At 64.4% G+C, this 17,945-nt stretch carries 16 protein-coding genes; 3 read left to right on the top strand and 13 right to left on the bottom strand.

All coding sequences use genetic code 11. From position 1 onward, the window contains the following. Positions 1 to 122 precede the first annotated feature (122 nt). Genes ACU688_RS13365 through ACU688_RS13345 form a run of 5 tightly spaced genes read right to left on the bottom strand, consistent with a single transcriptional unit; the run spans position 123 to position 6,913 of the window. A complete protein-coding gene (locus ACU688_RS13365) occupies positions 123 to 1,583 on the bottom strand; it encodes an ABC transporter ATP-binding protein (protein ID WP_448185095.1) in 1,461 nt (486 codons plus the stop codon). Beyond that, positions 1,580 to 2,416, bottom strand: a complete 837-nt coding sequence (locus ACU688_RS13360) for an ABC transporter permease (protein ID WP_448185094.1) — start codon at positions 2,414 to 2,416, stop codon at positions 1,580 to 1,582. The genes ACU688_RS13365 and ACU688_RS13360 overlap by 4 nt, the downstream gene beginning before the upstream one ends. A 5-nt stretch (positions 2,417 to 2,421) precedes the next feature. Further along, positions 2,422 to 3,582, bottom strand: a complete 1,161-nt coding sequence (locus tag ACU688_RS13355) for an LLM class flavin-dependent oxidoreductase (protein ID WP_448185093.1) — start codon at positions 3,580 to 3,582, stop codon at positions 2,422 to 2,424. 48 nt (positions 3,583 to 3,630) lie between these two features. Then, positions 3,631 to 5,859, bottom strand: coding sequence for a TonB-dependent receptor (locus ACU688_RS13350; RefSeq protein ID WP_448185092.1), 2,229 nt, complete (start codon positions 5,857 to 5,859; stop codon positions 3,631 to 3,633). 4 nt (positions 5,860 to 5,863) lie between these two features. Then, positions 5,864 to 6,913: an ABC transporter substrate-binding protein gene (locus ACU688_RS13345; RefSeq protein WP_448185091.1), complete on the bottom strand. Its 1,050-nt coding sequence runs from the start codon at positions 6,911 to 6,913 to the stop codon at positions 5,864 to 5,866. A gap of 298 nt (positions 6,914 to 7,211) precedes the next feature. Between ACU688_RS13345 and ACU688_RS13340 the strand changes: the two genes are divergently transcribed. After that, entirely contained in the window at positions 7,212 to 8,429 is a 1,218-nt protein-coding gene (locus ACU688_RS13340; protein WP_448185090.1) for an acyl-CoA dehydrogenase family protein, read from the top strand. An 83-nt stretch (positions 8,430 to 8,512) separates the two neighbouring features. Further along, the gene (locus ACU688_RS13335) at positions 8,513 to 9,049 is read left to right on the top strand and encodes a sterol desaturase family protein (RefSeq protein ID WP_448185089.1); all 537 of its coding nucleotides are present in this window, start codon (positions 8,513 to 8,515) and stop codon (positions 9,047 to 9,049) included. Here ACU688_RS13335 and ACU688_RS13330 read toward each other — a convergent pair. Further along, positions 9,004 to 9,984, bottom strand: coding sequence for a LysR family transcriptional regulator (locus tag ACU688_RS13330; protein WP_448185088.1), 981 nt, complete (start codon positions 9,982 to 9,984; stop codon positions 9,004 to 9,006). The genes ACU688_RS13335 and ACU688_RS13330 overlap by 46 nt on opposite strands. 110 nt (positions 9,985 to 10,094) lie before the next feature. Between ACU688_RS13330 and ACU688_RS13325 the strand changes: the two genes are divergently transcribed. Beyond that, positions 10,095 to 10,307 carry a DUF2790 domain-containing protein gene (locus tag ACU688_RS13325; RefSeq protein ID WP_448185087.1) on the top strand — a complete coding sequence of 71 codons (213 nt, stop codon included), beginning with the start codon at positions 10,095 to 10,097 and terminating at the stop codon, positions 10,305 to 10,307. Here the strand turns inward: ACU688_RS13325 and ACU688_RS13320 are convergent. The 7 genes from ACU688_RS13320 to ACU688_RS13290 all read right to left on the bottom strand — a co-directional run bounded on the left by ACU688_RS13320 (position 10,304) and on the right by ACU688_RS13290 (position 17,684). Continuing rightward, the gene (locus tag ACU688_RS13320; protein WP_448185086.1) at positions 10,304 to 11,560 is read right to left on the bottom strand and encodes an OprD family porin; all 1,257 of its coding nucleotides are present in this window, start codon (positions 11,558 to 11,560) and stop codon (positions 10,304 to 10,306) included. The genes ACU688_RS13325 and ACU688_RS13320 overlap by 4 nt on opposite strands. Positions 11,561 to 11,600: 40 nt before the next feature. Then, on the bottom strand, positions 11,601 to 12,935 hold the full coding sequence (locus ACU688_RS13315; protein WP_448185085.1) for an MFS transporter: 1,335 nt from the start codon (positions 12,933 to 12,935) through the stop codon (positions 11,601 to 11,603). A gap of 41 nt (positions 12,936 to 12,976) precedes the next feature. Continuing rightward, positions 12,977 to 13,738: a 1,6-dihydroxycyclohexa-2,4-diene-1-carboxylate dehydrogenase gene (locus ACU688_RS13310; RefSeq protein ID WP_448185084.1), complete on the bottom strand. Its 762-nt coding sequence runs from the start codon at positions 13,736 to 13,738 to the stop codon at positions 12,977 to 12,979. Positions 13,739 to 13,747: 9 nt separating this feature from the next. Further along, the gene (gene benC / locus ACU688_RS13305) at positions 13,748 to 14,770 is read right to left on the bottom strand and encodes a benzoate 1,2-dioxygenase electron transfer component BenC (protein ID WP_448185083.1); all 1,023 of its coding nucleotides are present in this window, start codon (positions 14,768 to 14,770) and stop codon (positions 13,748 to 13,750) included. 10 nt (positions 14,771 to 14,780) lie between these two features. Then, entirely contained in the window at positions 14,781 to 15,269 is a 489-nt protein-coding gene (gene benB, locus ACU688_RS13300) for a benzoate 1,2-dioxygenase small subunit (protein WP_448185082.1), read from the bottom strand. Beyond that, positions 15,266 to 16,642, bottom strand: coding sequence for a Rieske 2Fe-2S domain-containing protein (locus ACU688_RS13295; protein ID WP_448185081.1), 1,377 nt, complete (start codon positions 16,640 to 16,642; stop codon positions 15,266 to 15,268). The genes benB and ACU688_RS13295 overlap by 4 nt, the downstream gene beginning before the upstream one ends. Positions 16,643 to 16,727: 85 nt before the next feature. Beyond that, positions 16,728 to 17,684 (bottom strand): AraC family transcriptional regulator, encoded by a 957-nt coding sequence (locus ACU688_RS13290; RefSeq protein ID WP_448185080.1) that lies wholly within the window; start codon positions 17,682 to 17,684, stop codon positions 16,728 to 16,730. Between the last annotated feature and the right edge of the window lie 261 nt (positions 17,685 to 17,945).

Raw genomic sequence — 17,945 nt, 5'->3', positions numbered from 1 at the left:
AAACACTGTACCTGTGGCGAGGGAGCTTGCTCCCGCTGGAGTGCGAAGCGCTCCCAAGATTTTGGGGCCGCTGCGCAGCCCAGCGGGAGCAAGCTCCCTCGCCACAGGTACAGCAGCAATGCTCATTGAGACTTGAGCGTCATGACCCTATCCGCAATCGCCCGCACCACATTCAGATCATGGGTGACGAACACCAGCGCCATCCCCTGCGCCTGCAAACCCCGCAGCAATTCGAGGATCGACGCCTGCACCGAGACGTCCAGCGCCGAGGTGATCTCATCGCAGATCAACAACCTCGGCTCGCACACGAGCGCCCGGGCAATCGCCACGCGCTGGCGCTCGCCACCGGACAAACTGCCGGGATAGGCATCCGCAATCGCCACCGGCAAGGCCACGCGGGTCAACGCTTGTTCGATACGCTCGCGCAATTGCGTGCCGCGCAAGCCGAAGAAGTGCCGCAGTGGCGTAGCCAAGCTTTGCGCCACGGTGTGACGCGGGTTCAACGCACGCAGGGGGTTCTGGAAGATGTACTGGATGCGCCGCCGTTGCTCGGACGAGCGTGCGCCGACCGCCAGGCTCAGCGGCGCGCCAGCAAATCGCAGGCGCCCTGCCGCTTCCTGTGCCAGGCCGACCAGCGCGCGGGACACGCTGCTTTTACCGGAACCCGAGGCGCCCACCAAGGCCAGGCATTCGCCCCGGCGCAGGTGCAGGTTTACCCCTGCAACTACGAGCCGCCCGGCATAACTCACCGCCAGTTCATCGACCTCCAACACCAGCGGCTGCTGCGACAGGTCTTCCAGCGGTCGCGCCGCCAGCCGCGCTGCCGCCAACAAGCGTTGGCTGTAAGGGTGTTGCGGCTGGCGAAACAACTGCGCGGTCTCGGCACATTCCACCACCCTGCCGGCGTACAGCACCATCACCCGGTCGGCCAGGGACTCGACCACGCCGAGATCATGGGACACGTACACCGCCGCCACGCCCTGGGTCTTGCACAACTGGCGCAAGGCAGCCAGGAAGTGCGCCTGGGTGGTCACATCCAGCGCCGTGGTCGGTTCGTCGAGCACCACCACTTGCGGGCGCAGGATAAACGCCAGGGCGAGCAGCACCCGCTGCTGCTGGCCGCCGGATAATTGATGGGCAAAGCGCTTGAGAAACCCCTCTTCATCCGGTAAACCCACTTGCTGCAAAGTGTCGCGCAGGCGCTGTTGGCGTTCCGCTCGCGACATCTGCGGGACGTGGGCGGCCAGGGTTTCCTGCAACTGGCGGAGGATGCGCAACGCCGGGTTCAGCGCCATCGCCGGGTCCTGGGGGATATAGGCGATCACGCCACCCCGGGCCTGGCGCAGCGCTTCGCCCTGCAAGCCGAGCAGATCGATGCCGGCGACCAGCACCTGCCCGCCACTGATGTGCGCGCCCTTGCGTACATGGCCGAGCAACGCGGTGGCCAGTGTGGTCTTGCCCGAGCCGGACTCCCCCACCAGGCCGAGGATTTCTCCCGCTTCCAGTTCAAAATGGATGTCGGCCACCACCTCCTTGCCGCTGTCCAGTTGCACCCGCAGGTCCTGCACACGCAACGGCGTCATGGCGTGTGCTCCAGCACCCCGGCACGCACCCGGCCGATGCCTTCGGCGAGCATGTTGCTGGCATAGGCGAACACGCCGATCAGCAGCGCCGGCACCAGCACGGCCCAGGGTTGCAGGACCAGCCCGCCCTGGTTCTCGCTAATCATCAGGCCCCAATCCGCCGCCGGCGGCGCCACGCCGTAGCCGAGAAAACTCAGCCCCGACAAGATGCCGATGGCCCAGGTCAGCATGCTGCCAAAATGCACGAGCATGGGGGTGAGGATATTTGGCAGCACTTCGCGCAGCAGCAGGTGGCGGCGCGGCAAGCCCATGGCCCGCAGCACTTCGATGAACTCCTGCTCGACCACGGCCTGGGTGCTGGCGCGGGTCTGGCGGATCATGCCGGGCAGGAACGCGAAGGCCACCGTCAGCACGATCAACCACGGCTCGCGCCCCAGCAGCGAGACCACCAGCAGCACCAGGATCAACTCGGGAAACGCCAGGGACAGGTCGGCGCTCCAGCGGATCAAACGGTCCAGCGGCCCACGGGAAAACCCCGCCAGCAGCCCCAGGCCCGCGCCCACCAGCAACGCCAGCGAGGCGGCCGCCAACGCCATCCACACCACGCTCCAACCACCCACCAGCACCCGTGACAGCACGTCATGCCCGAGGTAGTCGTAACCCAGCGGCGCGCCAGCGCTGGGCGCGCCGTACACCGGGCCGAGCAGTTCACTCGCGCCATGGGGCGCCAGCAGCGGCCCCGCCAGTGCCAGGCCGATCACCAGCAGGCTCAGGCCGGCGCCCTGGCGCACTTGTCGGTTGGCGGCCAAGGCACGCCAAGGTAAACACAGCATCGGGCTCACCTCGCCGACAACAACGGAATGTCGAAACCGTGATCCAGATCCAGCAACGGGAACAGCAGATCCGCCACGCGCTGCGCTTCATCGATCAGCGGATAACCCGAGAGAATAAACGCCGACACGCCCTGCGCCTGGTACTCGCGCAAACGCTCGGCCACCTGGGCGGCACTGCCCACCAGATAGGTGCCGGCCGCCGGACGCAGGATGTCGAAACCAAACAGGCTCGGCCCGACCCACACGTTGGGGTAGATCTCCAGTTCCCGTGCCGTGGGCAGACGGCCTTCGCGCAGGGTTTGCAGGTTGCGTTGCACCTGGGGATCGTCGCTGACGTACGTCTCCAGGGTTTCACCAGCGGGCAACTGCCCGGCCACGCTGTCGAGGGCGGTTTGCAGGGAGGTGCGTTGCAACAACAACTCGGCGTGGGCCCACGCCTCCTCTGCGGTCTCGCGCACGATGATCTGCAAGCGCGTGCCGAACCGCAGGCTACGCCCGCGCTTGGCTGCCTCAAAGCCGACGCGGCGGAACTTGTCCCCCAGGCGCGGCGGCGTGTCGGCAAAGCTCAGGTACACGTCGAGCAGGTCGGCCGAATGGGCGACGCCGGCGTCGGATGTGCCGGCGCCCCAGAACTCGATGGGCGTGGATTGCGTCGGCGCCAGCCAGCCGCCCAACGGGTGGTTGGCATCTGCCGGATCGCGGGGGGCCAGGTTGATGTATTTACCGGCAAAACCCTGGGTTTCACCGGCGTACACACTGCGAAAGGCCCGCCAGTATTCACGACTGAAGTCGTAGCGCTCATCGTGGGGAAAATGCACACCCAAGGCCGCCAGGCCGCTGTCATCGCCATTGACCAGGTTGAGCAGCAAACGCCCACCGGAATACTGGTCGAAGCTCAGCGCCCACTTGGCCAACACCGCCGGCGACAGTTCGCCGGGGTACTGCGCAATCAAAAACCGCAGGCGCTTGGTCGCATCGATCAAGGCGGCAGCCGTGGCCAGGTTGGAATTGGGGCTGGTGCCCAGCAGCGAGCCGTAATAGCCAAGACGGTCGGCAACCACGGCAATCTGCTTGAGTTGTTCGAAACCGGTCACCCAGCGCCCGGCCGCTTCCCACGGATACGGACCATCGGGGGTGGTGAGGTACCACAAGAGTTTGATCGTCATGCTGTATCGCTCCAGTAAAAGGTCAGGGATGCACGCAGGGGCATGGCCTTAGAAACGGGTCAGCGCGCTGACACCAAAGGTGCGCCGGTCACCCCGCGCGTCCCAGGCCACATCGAAGGGCAAGGGCACGCTGTCGGTCTTGTATTGTTTGTCGGTGAGGTTGTTGATGTAGGCGGTCAGGTCCAGGTCCAGGCGCCCGCCAAAGTGGTAGGTGGCGCTGGCGCTGCCCAGGGTGTAGCCGCCTTGAGACACGCTGTGGTCTTGCTGGGCGGTGGGCAGGAAGTAGATGCGGCTCTGGTAGCGCCAGTCGCTGCCGAAGTTGAGCGCGTCGCCGTTGTCCAGCGGGATGCGGTAACTGGCGCCCACCGCCAGGGTGCGTGACGGCGAACGGGCGATGCGGTTGCCGGAGTAATCGACGCCGCCGGATTCGAAGTCCTGCAACTCGGTGTGCAACAGACCCGCCGAGGCGTTCAGGTGCAGGTTGGTGAGCGGCAGCGCTTCAAGTTCGAACTCCGCGCCGCGAATCACGCCCTTGCCGCTGTTGGTCAGCAGCGACACCACCTGGCCGTCGCGCACCGACACGGCGTTGACCTGGATGTCCGAGTAGTCGTAGTAGAAGACGTTGGCGTTGGCGGTCAGGCGTTCATCGAACCATTCACTCTTGATCCCCAGTTCGTAGGCGTCGACGTTTTCCGGCGCCACCACCGACGCTTCGGCTTGCACCAGCGCGCCGCCGCTGAAACCACCGGAACGGAAGCCCTTGGCATAACGCAAGTACACGCGGGCGTTGTCGTTGAGCTGGTACTCGGGGGTGATGTCGTAGGTGAGTTTGTTCCAGGTGCGTTTTTCGTCCTGCACCACGGTGGTCACCAGCGGCCCGGTGTAGTGCTTCCACCACTGGTCCGCGCTGGCGAACGACACCTCGTCGCTGCCCGGCGCGGCCACGCGTTGCAGGTCGATGTCCTTGGTTTCGCGGGTCCAGCGCAGGCCGGTGGTGATGCTCAAGGGCTCGCTGACCTGCCAGGTGGTGCTGCCGAAGACTGCGAAACTGTCGGTGGTCTGGTCAATGGACGTCTTGCCGTAATCGGCGACGCCGAACGCCTGGTTGTAGTCGGCCGGCAGCAAGGCACTGCTGGAAGCACTGTCCAGGTGTTCGTGGAACAGGTGGGTGCCGACGATCCAACTGACCGGTTGGTTCTTCGCCGAGGACAGGCGCAGTTCCTGGGACGCCTGCTTCCAGTGGTCATCGGAATAGGAGCGGCCGAACTCGTAGATGCTCATGTTCGGGCCCTGGGCTTTTTCCTGGATGTCGTCGAACGCGGTGATCGAATCCAGTTGCAGCTCGCCCAGGTCCCACTTCAACGCCAGTTGCACGCCGTTGTGCTGGATGCGGTCGTCGGCCTTGCCGGTAAACGCGGCGTGGCCGGTGTTCGGCTTGGGCGCCGGGCCGAACAACGTGCTACCGCCCGCCCCTGCGCCCCAGGCGCGGGTGGCGATGCCTTGGCCTTTGTAGTCGCGGGCATGCAGTTGCAGGGTGGCTTGCAGGTCATCGTTGATTTGCGCCAGCAGTTGCAGGCGCAGGGCTTGCTCGTGGATATCGCCGACGGTGTGGCCGTCCACCTGGTTTTTCAGTTGGCCGTCGCTGCTCTGGTCGATAAACGCCACGCGCCCGGCCAGCTTGTCCTTGAGCAAGGTGCCGCCGTAGGCGCCTTCATACAGCTTGGCGTTGTAGTTGCCGGCGTCGGCCTTGAAGTAGCCCGCAGGGTCGTCGAAGGTCGGTTTGCGCGAGACAAAGTTGATTGCGCCGCCGGTGGTGTTCTTGCCCCACAGGGTGCCTTGGGGGCCACGCAGCACTTCCACGCGCTCCATGTCATACAGCGGGAAACCGGTGGCCACGTGGGGGTCGATGTACACGTCGTCGGTGTAGATGCCCACCGGGTACACCGTGGTCGAAGCCATGTCGCCGGAGCCCATGCCCCGGATGTACCAGCGCGGCCGCTGGTGGCCGGCAAACTCCGGCGCGATCGCATTGGGCACGTTGCGCAAGGCCTTGCCGGCGCTGAAGCCGCCACCATTGCTTTCGATGTCCTTGGCGCTGACCACGGAGATTGCCGAGGGCACGTCCTGCAGCGATTCTTCGCGCTTTTGCGCGGTGACGGTCACCGTGGGCAATGCCTCGTTGGCCACCGGTTCGTCAGCGGCAGCGAGCTGGCCGTGCAACGCCAGGGCCCCGGCAATCGCCCAGGCCAGGCGGTTGAAGCGAAAGTGTGCGGGCATGGGCTTACTGTCCTTGGCTACGGGTGAGCAGTGCGCGGGCGTCTTGCAACGGTTGCGGGGCGACCCACTGGGCGAGGTCGAAATCGTGCTCCAGGAAGCCGTGGCGGTAGAGGAAGTTCTTTTGCAGCGCCAGGTATTCCAGGCGCTCGGCCGAGAGGTCCGGGTGCAGCGAGGTATGGAAATCACCGCGATAAGCCGCCTCGACACCGGCACTGGCGGCGCGGGTTTCTTCGGCGAGGATGCCGCGCAGGGCGTCGAGGTTCTGCGCGGCCCAATCGGCGGCACGCAGGGTTTGCGCGAGGAAGCGCACCACCACGTCGTAGTGCTCGTCCAACAGGTTCTGGTGAATGGTGATCGGGCGCGGCGTGCCGTTGTTGATGCGTTGGCGAGGCGTGGCCACCTGGTCGAGGTCGATGCCCACCACCAAGCCCAGGCGCTGCGCGGCGTCGGCGGCCGAGGCACCTTTTACGTACACCGCATCCACCTCGCCGCGCACCAGGTGGTCGAGGCCCGACCACAGGCGCTGCAAACCCTCCTCGGGCGGCAGGCTGTCGTCACGCGGGTGCAGGGCCACTTCCACCAGGTCCACATCGCTGAAATCCAGGCCGGCCAACGACAGCGCGCCCTTGTAGCCGGACAGGCTCATGGCGCGGGCGATGCTGCCGGGACGGTCGCCGGCTTCCCAGGCCGGCAGGGCCAGGCGCTTGCCGCGCAGGTCGGCGGGCGAGCGGATGCCCGAGTCGGGACGCACGAGGATGGTTTGCCATTCCTCGATCCAGGTCAGCCCGATCAAGCGCGTCGGTGTGCCGGCCCCGCGTGCGGCCAGGGCCGGTACGTTGCCGCCCTCACGAAACAGCCCCGGCAGTTCGTGATCGTAGTGATGACGCCCCAGTTGCAGGGCGTCCTGCAAGGTGGCGACGCGGATACCGTCGCGGGCGAATTCTTCGCCCAGCCAGCCGAGCTTGAAGGCAATACCCGAGGCGGTAGGCACTGGGCAACGGGTGAACCACAACGTGTCCAGGGTGGAAGGAGGCAAGGCAGCGGCAATGGGCATGGGAACTCCGGTCAGCACAAATGAAAGACCCGTTAGCGGGTAGATGGGCAGCTCATCGCAACGACCATGCCAACCAACTATCCACCTGATTTATAACGGTTTTATTTGATATCGGAGTTTCAGGAAGCGCCGACTGCTGCCAGCGCAGCAGGCCACCAGCAGCCATTGCTGCCAATGCCACAACCGGCGCGATTGCGTTGCGCCAAAGCCCCTGCGCACGGGCCAATGCGCGCTGGCGCAGAACTTGCTCAGGGCTGGCGTGAGTGTTTTTTTCATCTGCCCAACGAGACGTTTACCCATGAGCGACATCGCCCTGCCCCTACGCACCGAACGCCAGGCCCTGGACGCCGCCCGCGCGGCCGCCCTGCGCATCGCCGAGCTGGCCCGCGACCCTGCAAACAACGAGCAACTCCCCAGCCGCCAGGCCCAATGGCTCTCCGATTACGGGCTGACCGCCATCGGCGTACCCGCCGCCTTGGGTGGCCTCGGCGCCTCGGTACACACCCAGGTCGAGGTGGTGCGCATCATTTCCACGGCCGACGGCGGTGTCGGCCAGTTGTTGCAGATTCACTACGTGATGCTGCGCGGCATCCTCGAGGACTACAGCGCCACGGCCCGCCAGCGGATCGTCAGCGATGTGTTGGCCGGCAAGCGCCTGGCCAATGCCTTGGCCGAAGTCGGCGGAAAAAACAAATTTGCCCTGAAGACCCGCGTGGAGCGGCGCGCCGACGGGCAACTGGTGCTCAATGGCAGCAAGTTCTATTCGACCGGTGCGTACCTGGCCGACTGGATCTGGCTGGCCGCCGCTTCTGAGCAAGGCGGCGCCGGCATCTGGCTGCACCGCGATACCCCCGGCCTGACCCTGGTGGACGATTGGCGTGCCTTTGGCCAGCAGCATTCGGTGAGCGGCACCGTGCGCTTCGACAACGTGATCCTCGACCCTGATTTCGTTCTGCTGCGCGAAGGCCCGATGAAGCGCACCGGCCTGACCTTCCCGCAGATCCTCCACGCCGCCATCGACACCGGCATCGCCGCCGGCGCGTTGCAGGCCGGCGTCGAGTACCTGCGCCAGCACGCACGGCCGTGGGTGGAGAGTGGCGTCGACCACGCCTATGAAGAGCCGCACGTGATCCGCCAGATCGGCGAATTCGCCGTGGCCCTGCGCGCCGCCGAATCCCTGCTGCGCGACGCCGCCCGGCTGTTCGACCAGCATCTGCTGGATGAGCACGATACGGTTCTGCAAAGCGAGCTGATCCTCGCGGTGGCGACGGTGCGCGCCCACTCCGACAGTGCCGCGCTGAAAATCTCCAGCGAGATCTTCGCCCTGCTGGGCGCCAGTTCCGCCCTGAGCAAATGGAACCTCGACCGCTTCTGGCGCAATGCGCGGGTGCACACCACCCATGATCCGATCCGCTGGCGCTTGCACCATGTCGGCAATTACTACCTCAACGACGTGGACCCCGGCGAATACACGGCGATCCTCGCCAAAGGTGAACAGGGCCGCAAGACGGGTTGAGGGTTGCTGCACGGAAGCGCCAATGTGTGATCCAATCGCCGACGATTCGCCCCAACCATCGGCACTACAAGGATATTGCGCACATGGCTGCTTCCAATAAATGGCTGATGTCGTCAGTCGCTTATTACCTCGACTTTTTCAGCGTCCCGCTGTTTATCGCCCTGGCCCTGTACCTCGCGCCATTTGACGCCGGCCTGGCGCTGCTGGGCCTGCTGGCCTGGACGCTGGTGGAGTACTCGACCCATCGCTTCCTGTTCCACTCGCTGTATCGCCGCGAGCATTGGACCCACCATGTCGACGTGCTCGCCTATATCGGCGTGTCGAGCTGGAAGACCAGTTCCACCTTTGCCGCCCTGCTGCTGTTTGCCTGGTACACCGGGCTGACCTCGGTGTTTATCGGCGCGCTCACCGGCTACTTTTTCTACATCTCCCTGCATTACGTGATGCACCGTCCCGAGCACTGGGCTTACCGCTACATCCCCGGTTTGGTGGCCAACCACGACCTGCATCACCGCAAGGGCATCGAGAAAAACTTCGGGGTGTCATCACCGCTCTGGGACCATGTCTTTCGTAGCTACATCCGCGCCGAATCGCTGAACGCCGAGGAAAAGCCGGCCTGACCCGTGGGCCGCGAATACGCCGGGTCGTCAATTACCCGCACATGCTGCTCCAGCAGCAAGGGCAGTTGCGCTTGCAGGAACTCCACCCAGGTGCGCACCTTGGCATCCAGGAAGCGGCGGGACGGATACAGCGCAAAGATACTGCGCTCACGCAAGCGGTGATCCGGCAGCAGGCGCACCAGCGAGCCGTCCTGCAACGCCTGATGCACGCTGAAAAACGGCAGCAGGCTGATGCCCATGCCTTCCTCGGTGGCCTTGACCATGGCGTCGGCCACGTTGGTCCTGAAGGTGTCGCCCGGGGCAATGGCCAGGTCGCCCGTCGGGCCTTTGAACAGCCAAGCGTCTTCCTGGAAGTCTTGCAGGTGCAGGCGCCGATGTTGCATCAGGTGCTCCGGCTGTTCGGGCACGCCGTGCTGATGCAGGTACCGGGGCGCAGCGCAGGGCACGCTGAACAACTGGCCGAGCGTTTGGCTGACCAATGCCGAGTCGGGCAGTGAGCGGGCAATCGAGATCACCACGTCGTGGCCTTCCTCCAGCGGGTCCGGGTTGTGCTGGGACAGGCTCAGCTCGATGCACACGTCGGGGTAACGCTCGCTGTAACGCGCGATCAAGGGTGTGATCAGTACGCCCAACCCGCTCATGCAATGCACGCGCAAACGCCCGCGCGGGTTGAGGTGGGCGCCGTGGGCCTCGGCCGTAGCCTCGCGGACGTCCTCCAGAATGTCGCGACAACGCAGCAGAAAGCGCTCGCCGGATTCGGTGAGGCACAGGCGTCGCGTGGTGCGTTGCAGCAGGCGCGTTTGTAGATGCTTCTCCAGGTCGGACACCAGCCGCGACACCTGCGCGCCGGACAGTTCCAGGCACTCGGCGGCGGCGGCAAAGCTGCCACTGTCGACCACCCGCGCAAACACCTGCATGCCATGGAGCAGGTCCATCAGCGCGGCCCTGCGATTGCTACGAAAAACGTATGAGTCATTTACCCGCTCCTGTCTTTAACCCTGCGCTGTGCTGGCTAAACTGAAGCCTACTGACAGAGGGCCATCCCATGAATATCAAGTTTTGCAGCCTCATCCTGCTCTTCGCCGCCAGCGGCGCGTTCGCCGCCGACAGCGTGCCGGATGTGCAGCGTGTAGTGTCCGTTACCGCCGTGCCCGGTGGTTGCCAGGTGGAGCCGGCCACCCTGGTGTATCTCGATAGCCAGGGCGTGCAGCACACCGTCAACTACCTGGTCATGGGCACATGCCAGGGCGGCGTTTAAAGCAGGGTCCAGGTGTAGCTGAGGATCAGCCGGTTCTCGTCGATATCACTGCGGTAGTTGGAACGCGCCATGACATTGCGCACGCGAATGCCCAGGCCGCGTAACACGCCGCTTTGCACGGCGTAGCCGATGTCGAGGTCGCGTTCGCGGTCCTTGCCTTCGAATCCCGCGCCGGTGGTCACGTTGTCACCGCTGATATAACGCAGCGTGGTGATCAACCCTGGCACGCCGAGCGCGGCGAAGTCGTAGTCATACCGCGCCTGCCAGGAACGTTCGTCGGTGTAGGCGAATTCGTAGGTGGGCACCTCGTTGCCCAGCGGCGTGACGTTGGCAAACACCCTTGGGAACGCGCTGTCGCCGTACATGGCCTGGTAGCCGACATACACCGTGTGGCCGCCGTGCCGGGCCGACAGCAGCGAGAAAAATGCCTGGTTGTCGATCTTGCCCAGGCGTTTTTCGCCGTCCTCTCGCGCCGTGTAGTAACCGAGGTTGGCGCCCAACACCCAATCCCCCAGCGGCTGGCTGTGCTTGAGGCCGAGGAAGTTCTGCGCGTAGATGTCTTGCAACTCGCCACGCCACAGGCTAACGCTGGTGCGGTTGGCGTTGAAGGCGTAGTCACCGCCCACATAGTCGAACGCATCGCTGTCGGCGCTGCGTTGCGGTACGTGGCCGAGCATGGCGAGCATCTTCTCGTCACCGGCTTCATTGCGCAGGCTGGTGGTGGTCAGGTGGCCGGCCTGTAGCGTGAGGCCTTTGATCTCATTGGAGCTGATGTTCACCCCCTGATAACTCGGTGGCAGCAGGCGGATATCACTGAAGGCCAGTACCGGCAGGTTGGGCTGCAATTCGCCGACCTTCAATTCGGTCTCTGACAGCCGCGCCTTGAAGGTCAGGCCCAGGCGGCTGTAGTCGTCTGCCGCGCGGCCATTGTCCTTGACCGGCAACAAGCCGGTATTGACCCGGTCCGGGCTACTGTCGAGTTTCAGGCCCAGGGTGCCCAGTGCATCCAGGCCAAAGCCCACGGGCCCCGGGGTGTAGCCGGATTTGTAGGTGAGAATAAAACCCTGGCCCCACTCCTCGGCCTTGGATTGTTTATTCGCGCCGACGATGTCGGAGAAGTCGCGGCTGAAGTAATAATTGCGCGCTTGCAAGGTAGCGCTGGAGCCTTCGAAAAAGCCGCCCTCGGCCGCCGTCGCGGCGAGGGGCATGCCAAGTAGAGACAGCCAGAGTCGCTGGGTGGTCTGCTGATTCATGTCGTTGCTCTTTTAATTGTTGTTATCGACGAGGGGGAGATCAACGCGCGCCGGCCGCCTCCAGGCGCTCGCGCGGCCGACGCACATTCAGCGCGTAGGTCAGCATCGCCAGCGCCGCAATCGCGCCGGGGATGGCAAAGACCAGGAAGTTCAGTTGCAACGGCAGCTCCGCCGACATCAACGCGCCCCCCAGCAACGGCCCGACGATCGCGCCATTGCGGCCAATGCCGGACGCCCAGCCCAGGCCGGTGGCGCGGATGGACAAGCCGTAGAGTTGCGCGGCAGCGGCATACAGCAGGATTTGCGTGCCGATGGTGGTGGCGCCCGCGAGGAAGATCAGCAGGTACAGGACCGGCATCGGGCTGTTGATGCCCAGCAGGCTGATGGACACCACGCCAGTCAGGAAGAAGCAGATCATGACTTTGATCAGGTTCAAGCGATCACCCAACCAGCCACCCACCAGCGCCCCGGCCATGCCGCCGAGGTTCAGGGCCACGAGGAAAGACAGGCTCGAACCGAGGCTGTAACCAGCGCCCGCCATCAGTTTTGGCAGCCACGAACTCAGCGCGTAGACCATCAGCAGGCAGCAGAAAAACGCGACCCAGACCATTGCCGTGCGCACGCCCAGACCGTGGCGGAACAGCTCCACCACCGAGGCGCCCTTGGCTTTCACATCGTTGAGCACCAGCTCATCGCCCGCCTCAATCTGTGTGCCCGGCGACAGGCGCATCAGCAAGCCCCGCGCCTGTTCGTGGCGGCCCTGGCGCACCAGGAAACCGATGGATTCCGGCAGCCAATACACGATGATCGGCAACAGCAACAACGGCACAGCCGCCGCAAAGAACATCGACGACCAGCCATAGTTGGGCAGCATGAAAATCCCCACGCTGGCCGCGAGCATGCCGCCCAGGGAATAGCCGCTGAACATCACCGCCATCAGGGTGCTGCGCAGTTTCTTCGGCGCGTATTCGTTCATCAGCGCCGCCGCATTGGGCATCAGCCCGCCACAGCCGAGCCCCGCGATAAACCGGCAGATACCGAATTCCGTCGGGCTGCTGGCAAAGCCGTTGACCACCGTGGCCACGCTGAACAACGCGAAGCACACGGCGATGCCTTTCTTGCGCCCGAAGCGGTCCGCCAGGCTGCCAAACACCAGCGCGCCGAACATCATGCCGAACAGCGCATAACTGCCCAGCGCCCCGGCTTGCAAGGGCGAAAGCCCCCACTCTTTCATGATCGACGGCAGGACCACCCCGTAGATGAACAGGTCGTAGCCGTCGAAGATCAACAGCAAGGCACACAGGCCCACCACCATCCAGTGGAACCGGCTGAAGCGGGCGTTATCGATAATTGAATGAACGTCATGGGTACGCATGGCAGTGCTCTCTTTATTGTTGTTGTGAGTGCAAAGGAGGCTCAACCCAGGTCGCCGCCTCCCACGGGCAGGGTTACGCCGGTGATATAGGAGGCTTCGTCAGACGCGAGGAACAGGATCGCGCCGGCTTGCTCGTCGATGCTGCCGTAGCGTTGCATCGGGCTGCTGGCGAGGGTCTGGTCGACGATCTGTTGGTACCAGACGCGTTCCTGTTCGGTTTGCGCCTGGCTGTTGCGCGGGATGCGGCGCGGTGGAGCTTCGGTGCCGCCGGGGGCGGTGGCGTTGACGCGGATGCCGCTGCCGGCGGTTTCGAAGGCCAGGCACGCGGTGAGGGCATTCACGCCACCCTTGGCCGCGCCATATGGCACGCGGTTGACACCGCGCGTGGCAATCGACGAGACGTTGACGATGGCGCCGCTGCCCTGCTCCAACATGTACGGCAGCACGCAATGGCAGCACCACAACGTGGGGAACAGCGAGCGGCGCACTTCAGCTTCGATTTCCGCTGCGGCGTAATGCTCGAAGGGTTTCGCCCAGATCGTGCCGCCGACGTTGTTGATCAGGACATCGATGCGCCCGAAACGCGCCTGGGCCGCCGCCATCACCTGCGCGCAGTCGGCGTGTTGCTCCAGGTCAGCGGTGAGGATCAGCGCGCGCTCGTGCTGTAACTCATGCACCAGGTCCGAGCGATCAACCGCCACCAGCCAGGCACCCTCCTCCAGCAAACGCTCGGCAACGCGCCGACCAATGCCTTGGGCCGCGCCCGTCACGAGCGCCACCTTATTGTTGAACCTTGAAGTCATGGGGCCTCCTCAGGCTGCATCGCCGGTGACGATGGCGTTGGGGGTGAATTTCTCGTAGTGGAAGCTGGCCGGGCTGACGCCCTGGTGCTTGAAGTGCTCGCGCACGGCATCGACCATCGGCGGCGGCCCGCACAGGTACACGTCAACGTCACCGTCGTGGAGGGCTGCGGCGGGCATGTGCTGGGTGACATAACCCTGCCGTGGGTGGGTGGTCTGCGGGTCGGCGACGCAGGTGACCACGGTGAGGTTCGGCAAGCGCTGGGCAAACCCATGCAGGGCCTCGACCATCACCAGGTCCTGGTCGCGGGTCACCCCGTAGATCAGCGTGATTGCGCGCGACTCCTGGCGTTCGGCGAGCACTTCGAGCATCGACAGGAACGGCGCCAGCCCGGTGCCACCGGCCAGCAGCAACAACGGCCGCGCCACCTCGCGCAGGTAGAAGCTGCCCAGTGGGCCGGTCATCGAGACCGCGTCGCCGGGCTGGGCGTGGGCCAGCCAGTTGCTCATCAAGCCGCCCGGCACCTGCTTGATCAGGAAGCTCGCACGGCGCTCGCCGGGGCAGCTGCTGAAGGAATAGGCGCGGGTCTGGCCGCTGCCGGGCACGCCGATATTCACGTATTGGCCCGGCAGGAACACCGGCGCCTGGTCCAGTTCGAAACTCACCTCCACCGCCGCATCGGCGTGGCGGGTGATGCTGGCGAGCGTCGCTGCGAATTGCGTGGTGCCGGTCTTGCATGCGCTGGACGGCACCGGCACGGCGATCACGCAATCGGACTGCGGCACCATCTGGCAGGTCAGTACCTGGCGTTCCTCGGCTTCGTCGGCGCTGAGGGCGTCGTCGATATAGTCATCGCCCAGGTCATAGGCGCCGGTTTCGCAGCGGCACTTACAGGTGCCGCACACGCCGTCCGAGCAGTCCATGGGCAGGTTGATACGTTGGCGAAAGGCCGCGTCGAGGACCTTCTCACCCACCTTGCAGTCGATGAAACGGGTCACCCCGTCCTCGAAGTTCAGGGCAATGGCGTACGTCATTGGGGCGTCCTCAGATGTGATAGATGTCGATGACCTGATGGATGTAGTCGTTTTTCAGCACCACCTTCTTGCGCGTAATCAGCGGCTGCTCGCCGCGCATATCGAGGTGATAGAACGAGGTGCCGAAGTACGTGTCCGTGGTCTTGTAGCGGTGGCTGAGGGTTTGCCAGTTGAAGCGCAAGTGCACCTGCGCGCCGTCGTCGGCCAGCACTTCGAGGTTGGTGATCAGGTGCGCGGTGCGCGGTTCCGGCGTGCTGGCGCTGGAGCGTTCGGTCTTGATGCGGAACACTCGGTCTTCCAGGCCGTCACGGCTGGGGTAGTAGATCAGCGAGATTTCGCGCTGCGGGTCTTCGGTGAGGGTGTCGTGGTCGTCCCACGCTGGCATCCAGTATTCGACCTTGGGCGAGTAGCACGCCAGCCATTCGTCCCATTGGCGATCATCCAGCAGGCGCGCTTCGCGGTAGAGAAAGTCGAGCAAACGGTCACGGGAGGCGCTCATGACAGCACCGCCTTGTCGCTGGCGATCAGGTGTTGTTGCTCGTGCTGGATGGCGCGTTGCAGGCTTTGCGCCCAATGGGCGTGCTGGCGCACAAACAAGCCTTCGTCTTCGGTCTTGACCCCGCTGAGCTGCGGCTGCATGCCCATGGCCCGGGCGTTTTCATCGGCGCCTTCGACCCATTGTTTGGCGCCACGGCTGAGGTCGTTCCACAGGGTGGTCGCGCCCTGGTAGCCGGTCTGGCAGGCGCGGAATTCTTCCAGGTCATCCGGGGTGCCCATGCCGCTGACGTTGAAGAAGTCTTCGTACTGGCGGATGCGTGTGGCGCGTTCCTCGGCGCTTTCGCCGATGGGCGCCATGCAATAGATGGTGACTTCGGTCTTGTCCACCGCGAGCGGGCGTACCACGCGGATCTGCGTGGAGAACTGGTCCATCAGGTACACGTTGGGGTACAGGCACAGGTTGCGCGTCTGCTCGACGATAAAGTCGGCACGCTCCTGGCCCAGGCGTTCGGCGAGCGCCGCGCGGTGGGCGTGGACCGGGCGCACTTCGGGGTTGAGCAGGCGCGTCCACAGCAGGATATGCCCGTGCTCGAAGGCGTAGACCCCGCCGAGGCTTTTCGACCAGCCATTGGCGTCGACGGTGCGGGTGCCTTCGGCTTCGTAGTTGCGCCGGCCCATGGTCGCCGAGTAGTTCCAGTGCACCGAGCTGACGTGGTAGCCGTCGGCGCCGTTTTCGATCTGCAGCTTCCAGTTGCCGTCGTAGACATACGAGGAACTGCCGCGCAGCACTTCCAGGCCGAGGGGCGCCTGATCGACCATCTGGTCAATGATCACACGGGTCTCGCCCAGGTAATCGCTGAGTTCCGGCACCGTTTCGCTGAGGCTGCCAAACAGGAAGCCGCGATAGTTTTCGAAGCGCCCCAGGCGCGTAAGGTCGTGGGAGCCGTCGCAGTCGAAGCTGTCGGGGTAGGCGCCGGTCTTGGCGTCCTTCACTTTGAGCAGCTTGCCGGCGTTGCTGAAGGTCCAGCCGTGGAACGGGCAGGTAAACGAACCTTTGTTGCCTTGCTTGCGTCGGCAGAGCATGGCGCCACGGTGCGCGCAGGCGTTGACCATGCCGTGCAGGGTGCCGTGCTTGTCGCGGGTGATGACCACCGGTTGGCGGCCGATCCAGGTGGTGAAGTAGTCGTTGATCTCGGGCACCTGGCTTTCGTGCGCCAGGTAGATCCAACCGCCTTCGAAGATGTGTTTCATCTCCAGGGCGAACAGGTCGGGGTCGGTGAAGATGTCGCGGCGGCAGCGGAATACCCCGGTGGCGGGGTCTTCCTGGACGGATTCGCCGAGTTGCCGGGCGAGGCGGTCGAGTGTGCTGATCATGGGGTAGGCCCTCGGTTGTTCTTGTATCAGGCGCCTTCACTGTAGGGGCACGCTCCAACCGTCAATATCCGCTGACTGCAATTCGCTATCCGCCGGGCGCGCGGCGTTTCCAGGTCTGCGACGGCAACTCGCCAAAGCGCTTGCGATAGGCCTCGGAAAACCGCCCCAGGTGCATAAAGCCGTGATCCAACGCCACCTCGGTCACGCTGCGCGCAGTGGCCAGTTGCAGGCGTGCGTGGACGCGCTCCAGCTTGCGTTGGCGCACGTAGTCGCGCGGCGACAGGCCGACCTGGCGTTCAAACAAGGTATAGAGCGAACGCTCGCTGACCTTGGCCGTGGCCATCAGTTGTTCGACGCTGATGTCGTCGGTCAGGTGCTCCTCGATAAACTGGCGCACCGCTTCGAACCCGCCGCCTTGCGCCACGGGCGGGACCACACGCAAGACGTTGCTGGCCAACAGCGCCAGCAGTTTGTTGGCGACGATGCGCTCATACAGGCCCTGCACCTCGGGCTCGGCGGCGTTTTCCGCCTCGTGGCAGATCAAGCCCAGCAGTTGCAGGAAGCCGCTCATCTCACTCAGGGCATGCCGCGCCGTGGCAAAGCGGATGCCCTGTTGCGGCAGGGTCCAGCGCTGTTCCAGGCAGGCGTTTTCCAGCAGGCGCACCGGCAACTTGATGATGAATTTCTCGCAGTCGGCGGAATAGGTCAGGTCCACCGGGTCATCCGGGTTGATCAGCAGGATCTCGCCGGGCTGGAACACCTGCTCGACGCCACGGGCATTGGAGCGGCAGTGGCCGCTCAGGAGGATTTGCAGGTGGTAGATGGTCTGCAGCGCCTCGGACGTGACTTGCACTGGCGCGCCGTAGCTGATGCGGCACAGGTCGAGGCTGGAAAAGGTGCGGTGGCTGATGCTCGCCTGCGGGCGCCCGCGCGGTGGCAGGCGAATGCAGTGGCTGCCCACATGCTGGTTGACGTAGTCGGAGACCGCGTAGGCATCGGCACGTTGGAAGATCTGGCTGCGCTCACTCAATAGCACGGTCATGGTTGCGCCTCTTTTATAGTTATTGGGTGCAGGCTGACGCCTGGGGGTGTGGCCGTCCAATATGGATAAGGTCTCAATGAATACCCAGCGGGTATTGACGTGTCTAGTGCGTCACGCAGTGAGCAATTGGACTTATTACGAAACAATCTAGCGGTCCATACACCCGCCAGCGCCGACTTATCTACGCTCAGCAACGTGCCAGGAGGCGTATTGAAGAGTCCATGACGGACCCACTGTCTCCTGGCGCCTGATGCCTAGGAG

It is taken from the genome of Pseudomonas acericola (SeqCode) (genome assembly GCF_053456465.1).
The sequence above is the reverse complement of the archived record's forward strand: the minus strand, read 5'-3'. Positions and strand labels throughout refer to the sequence as shown.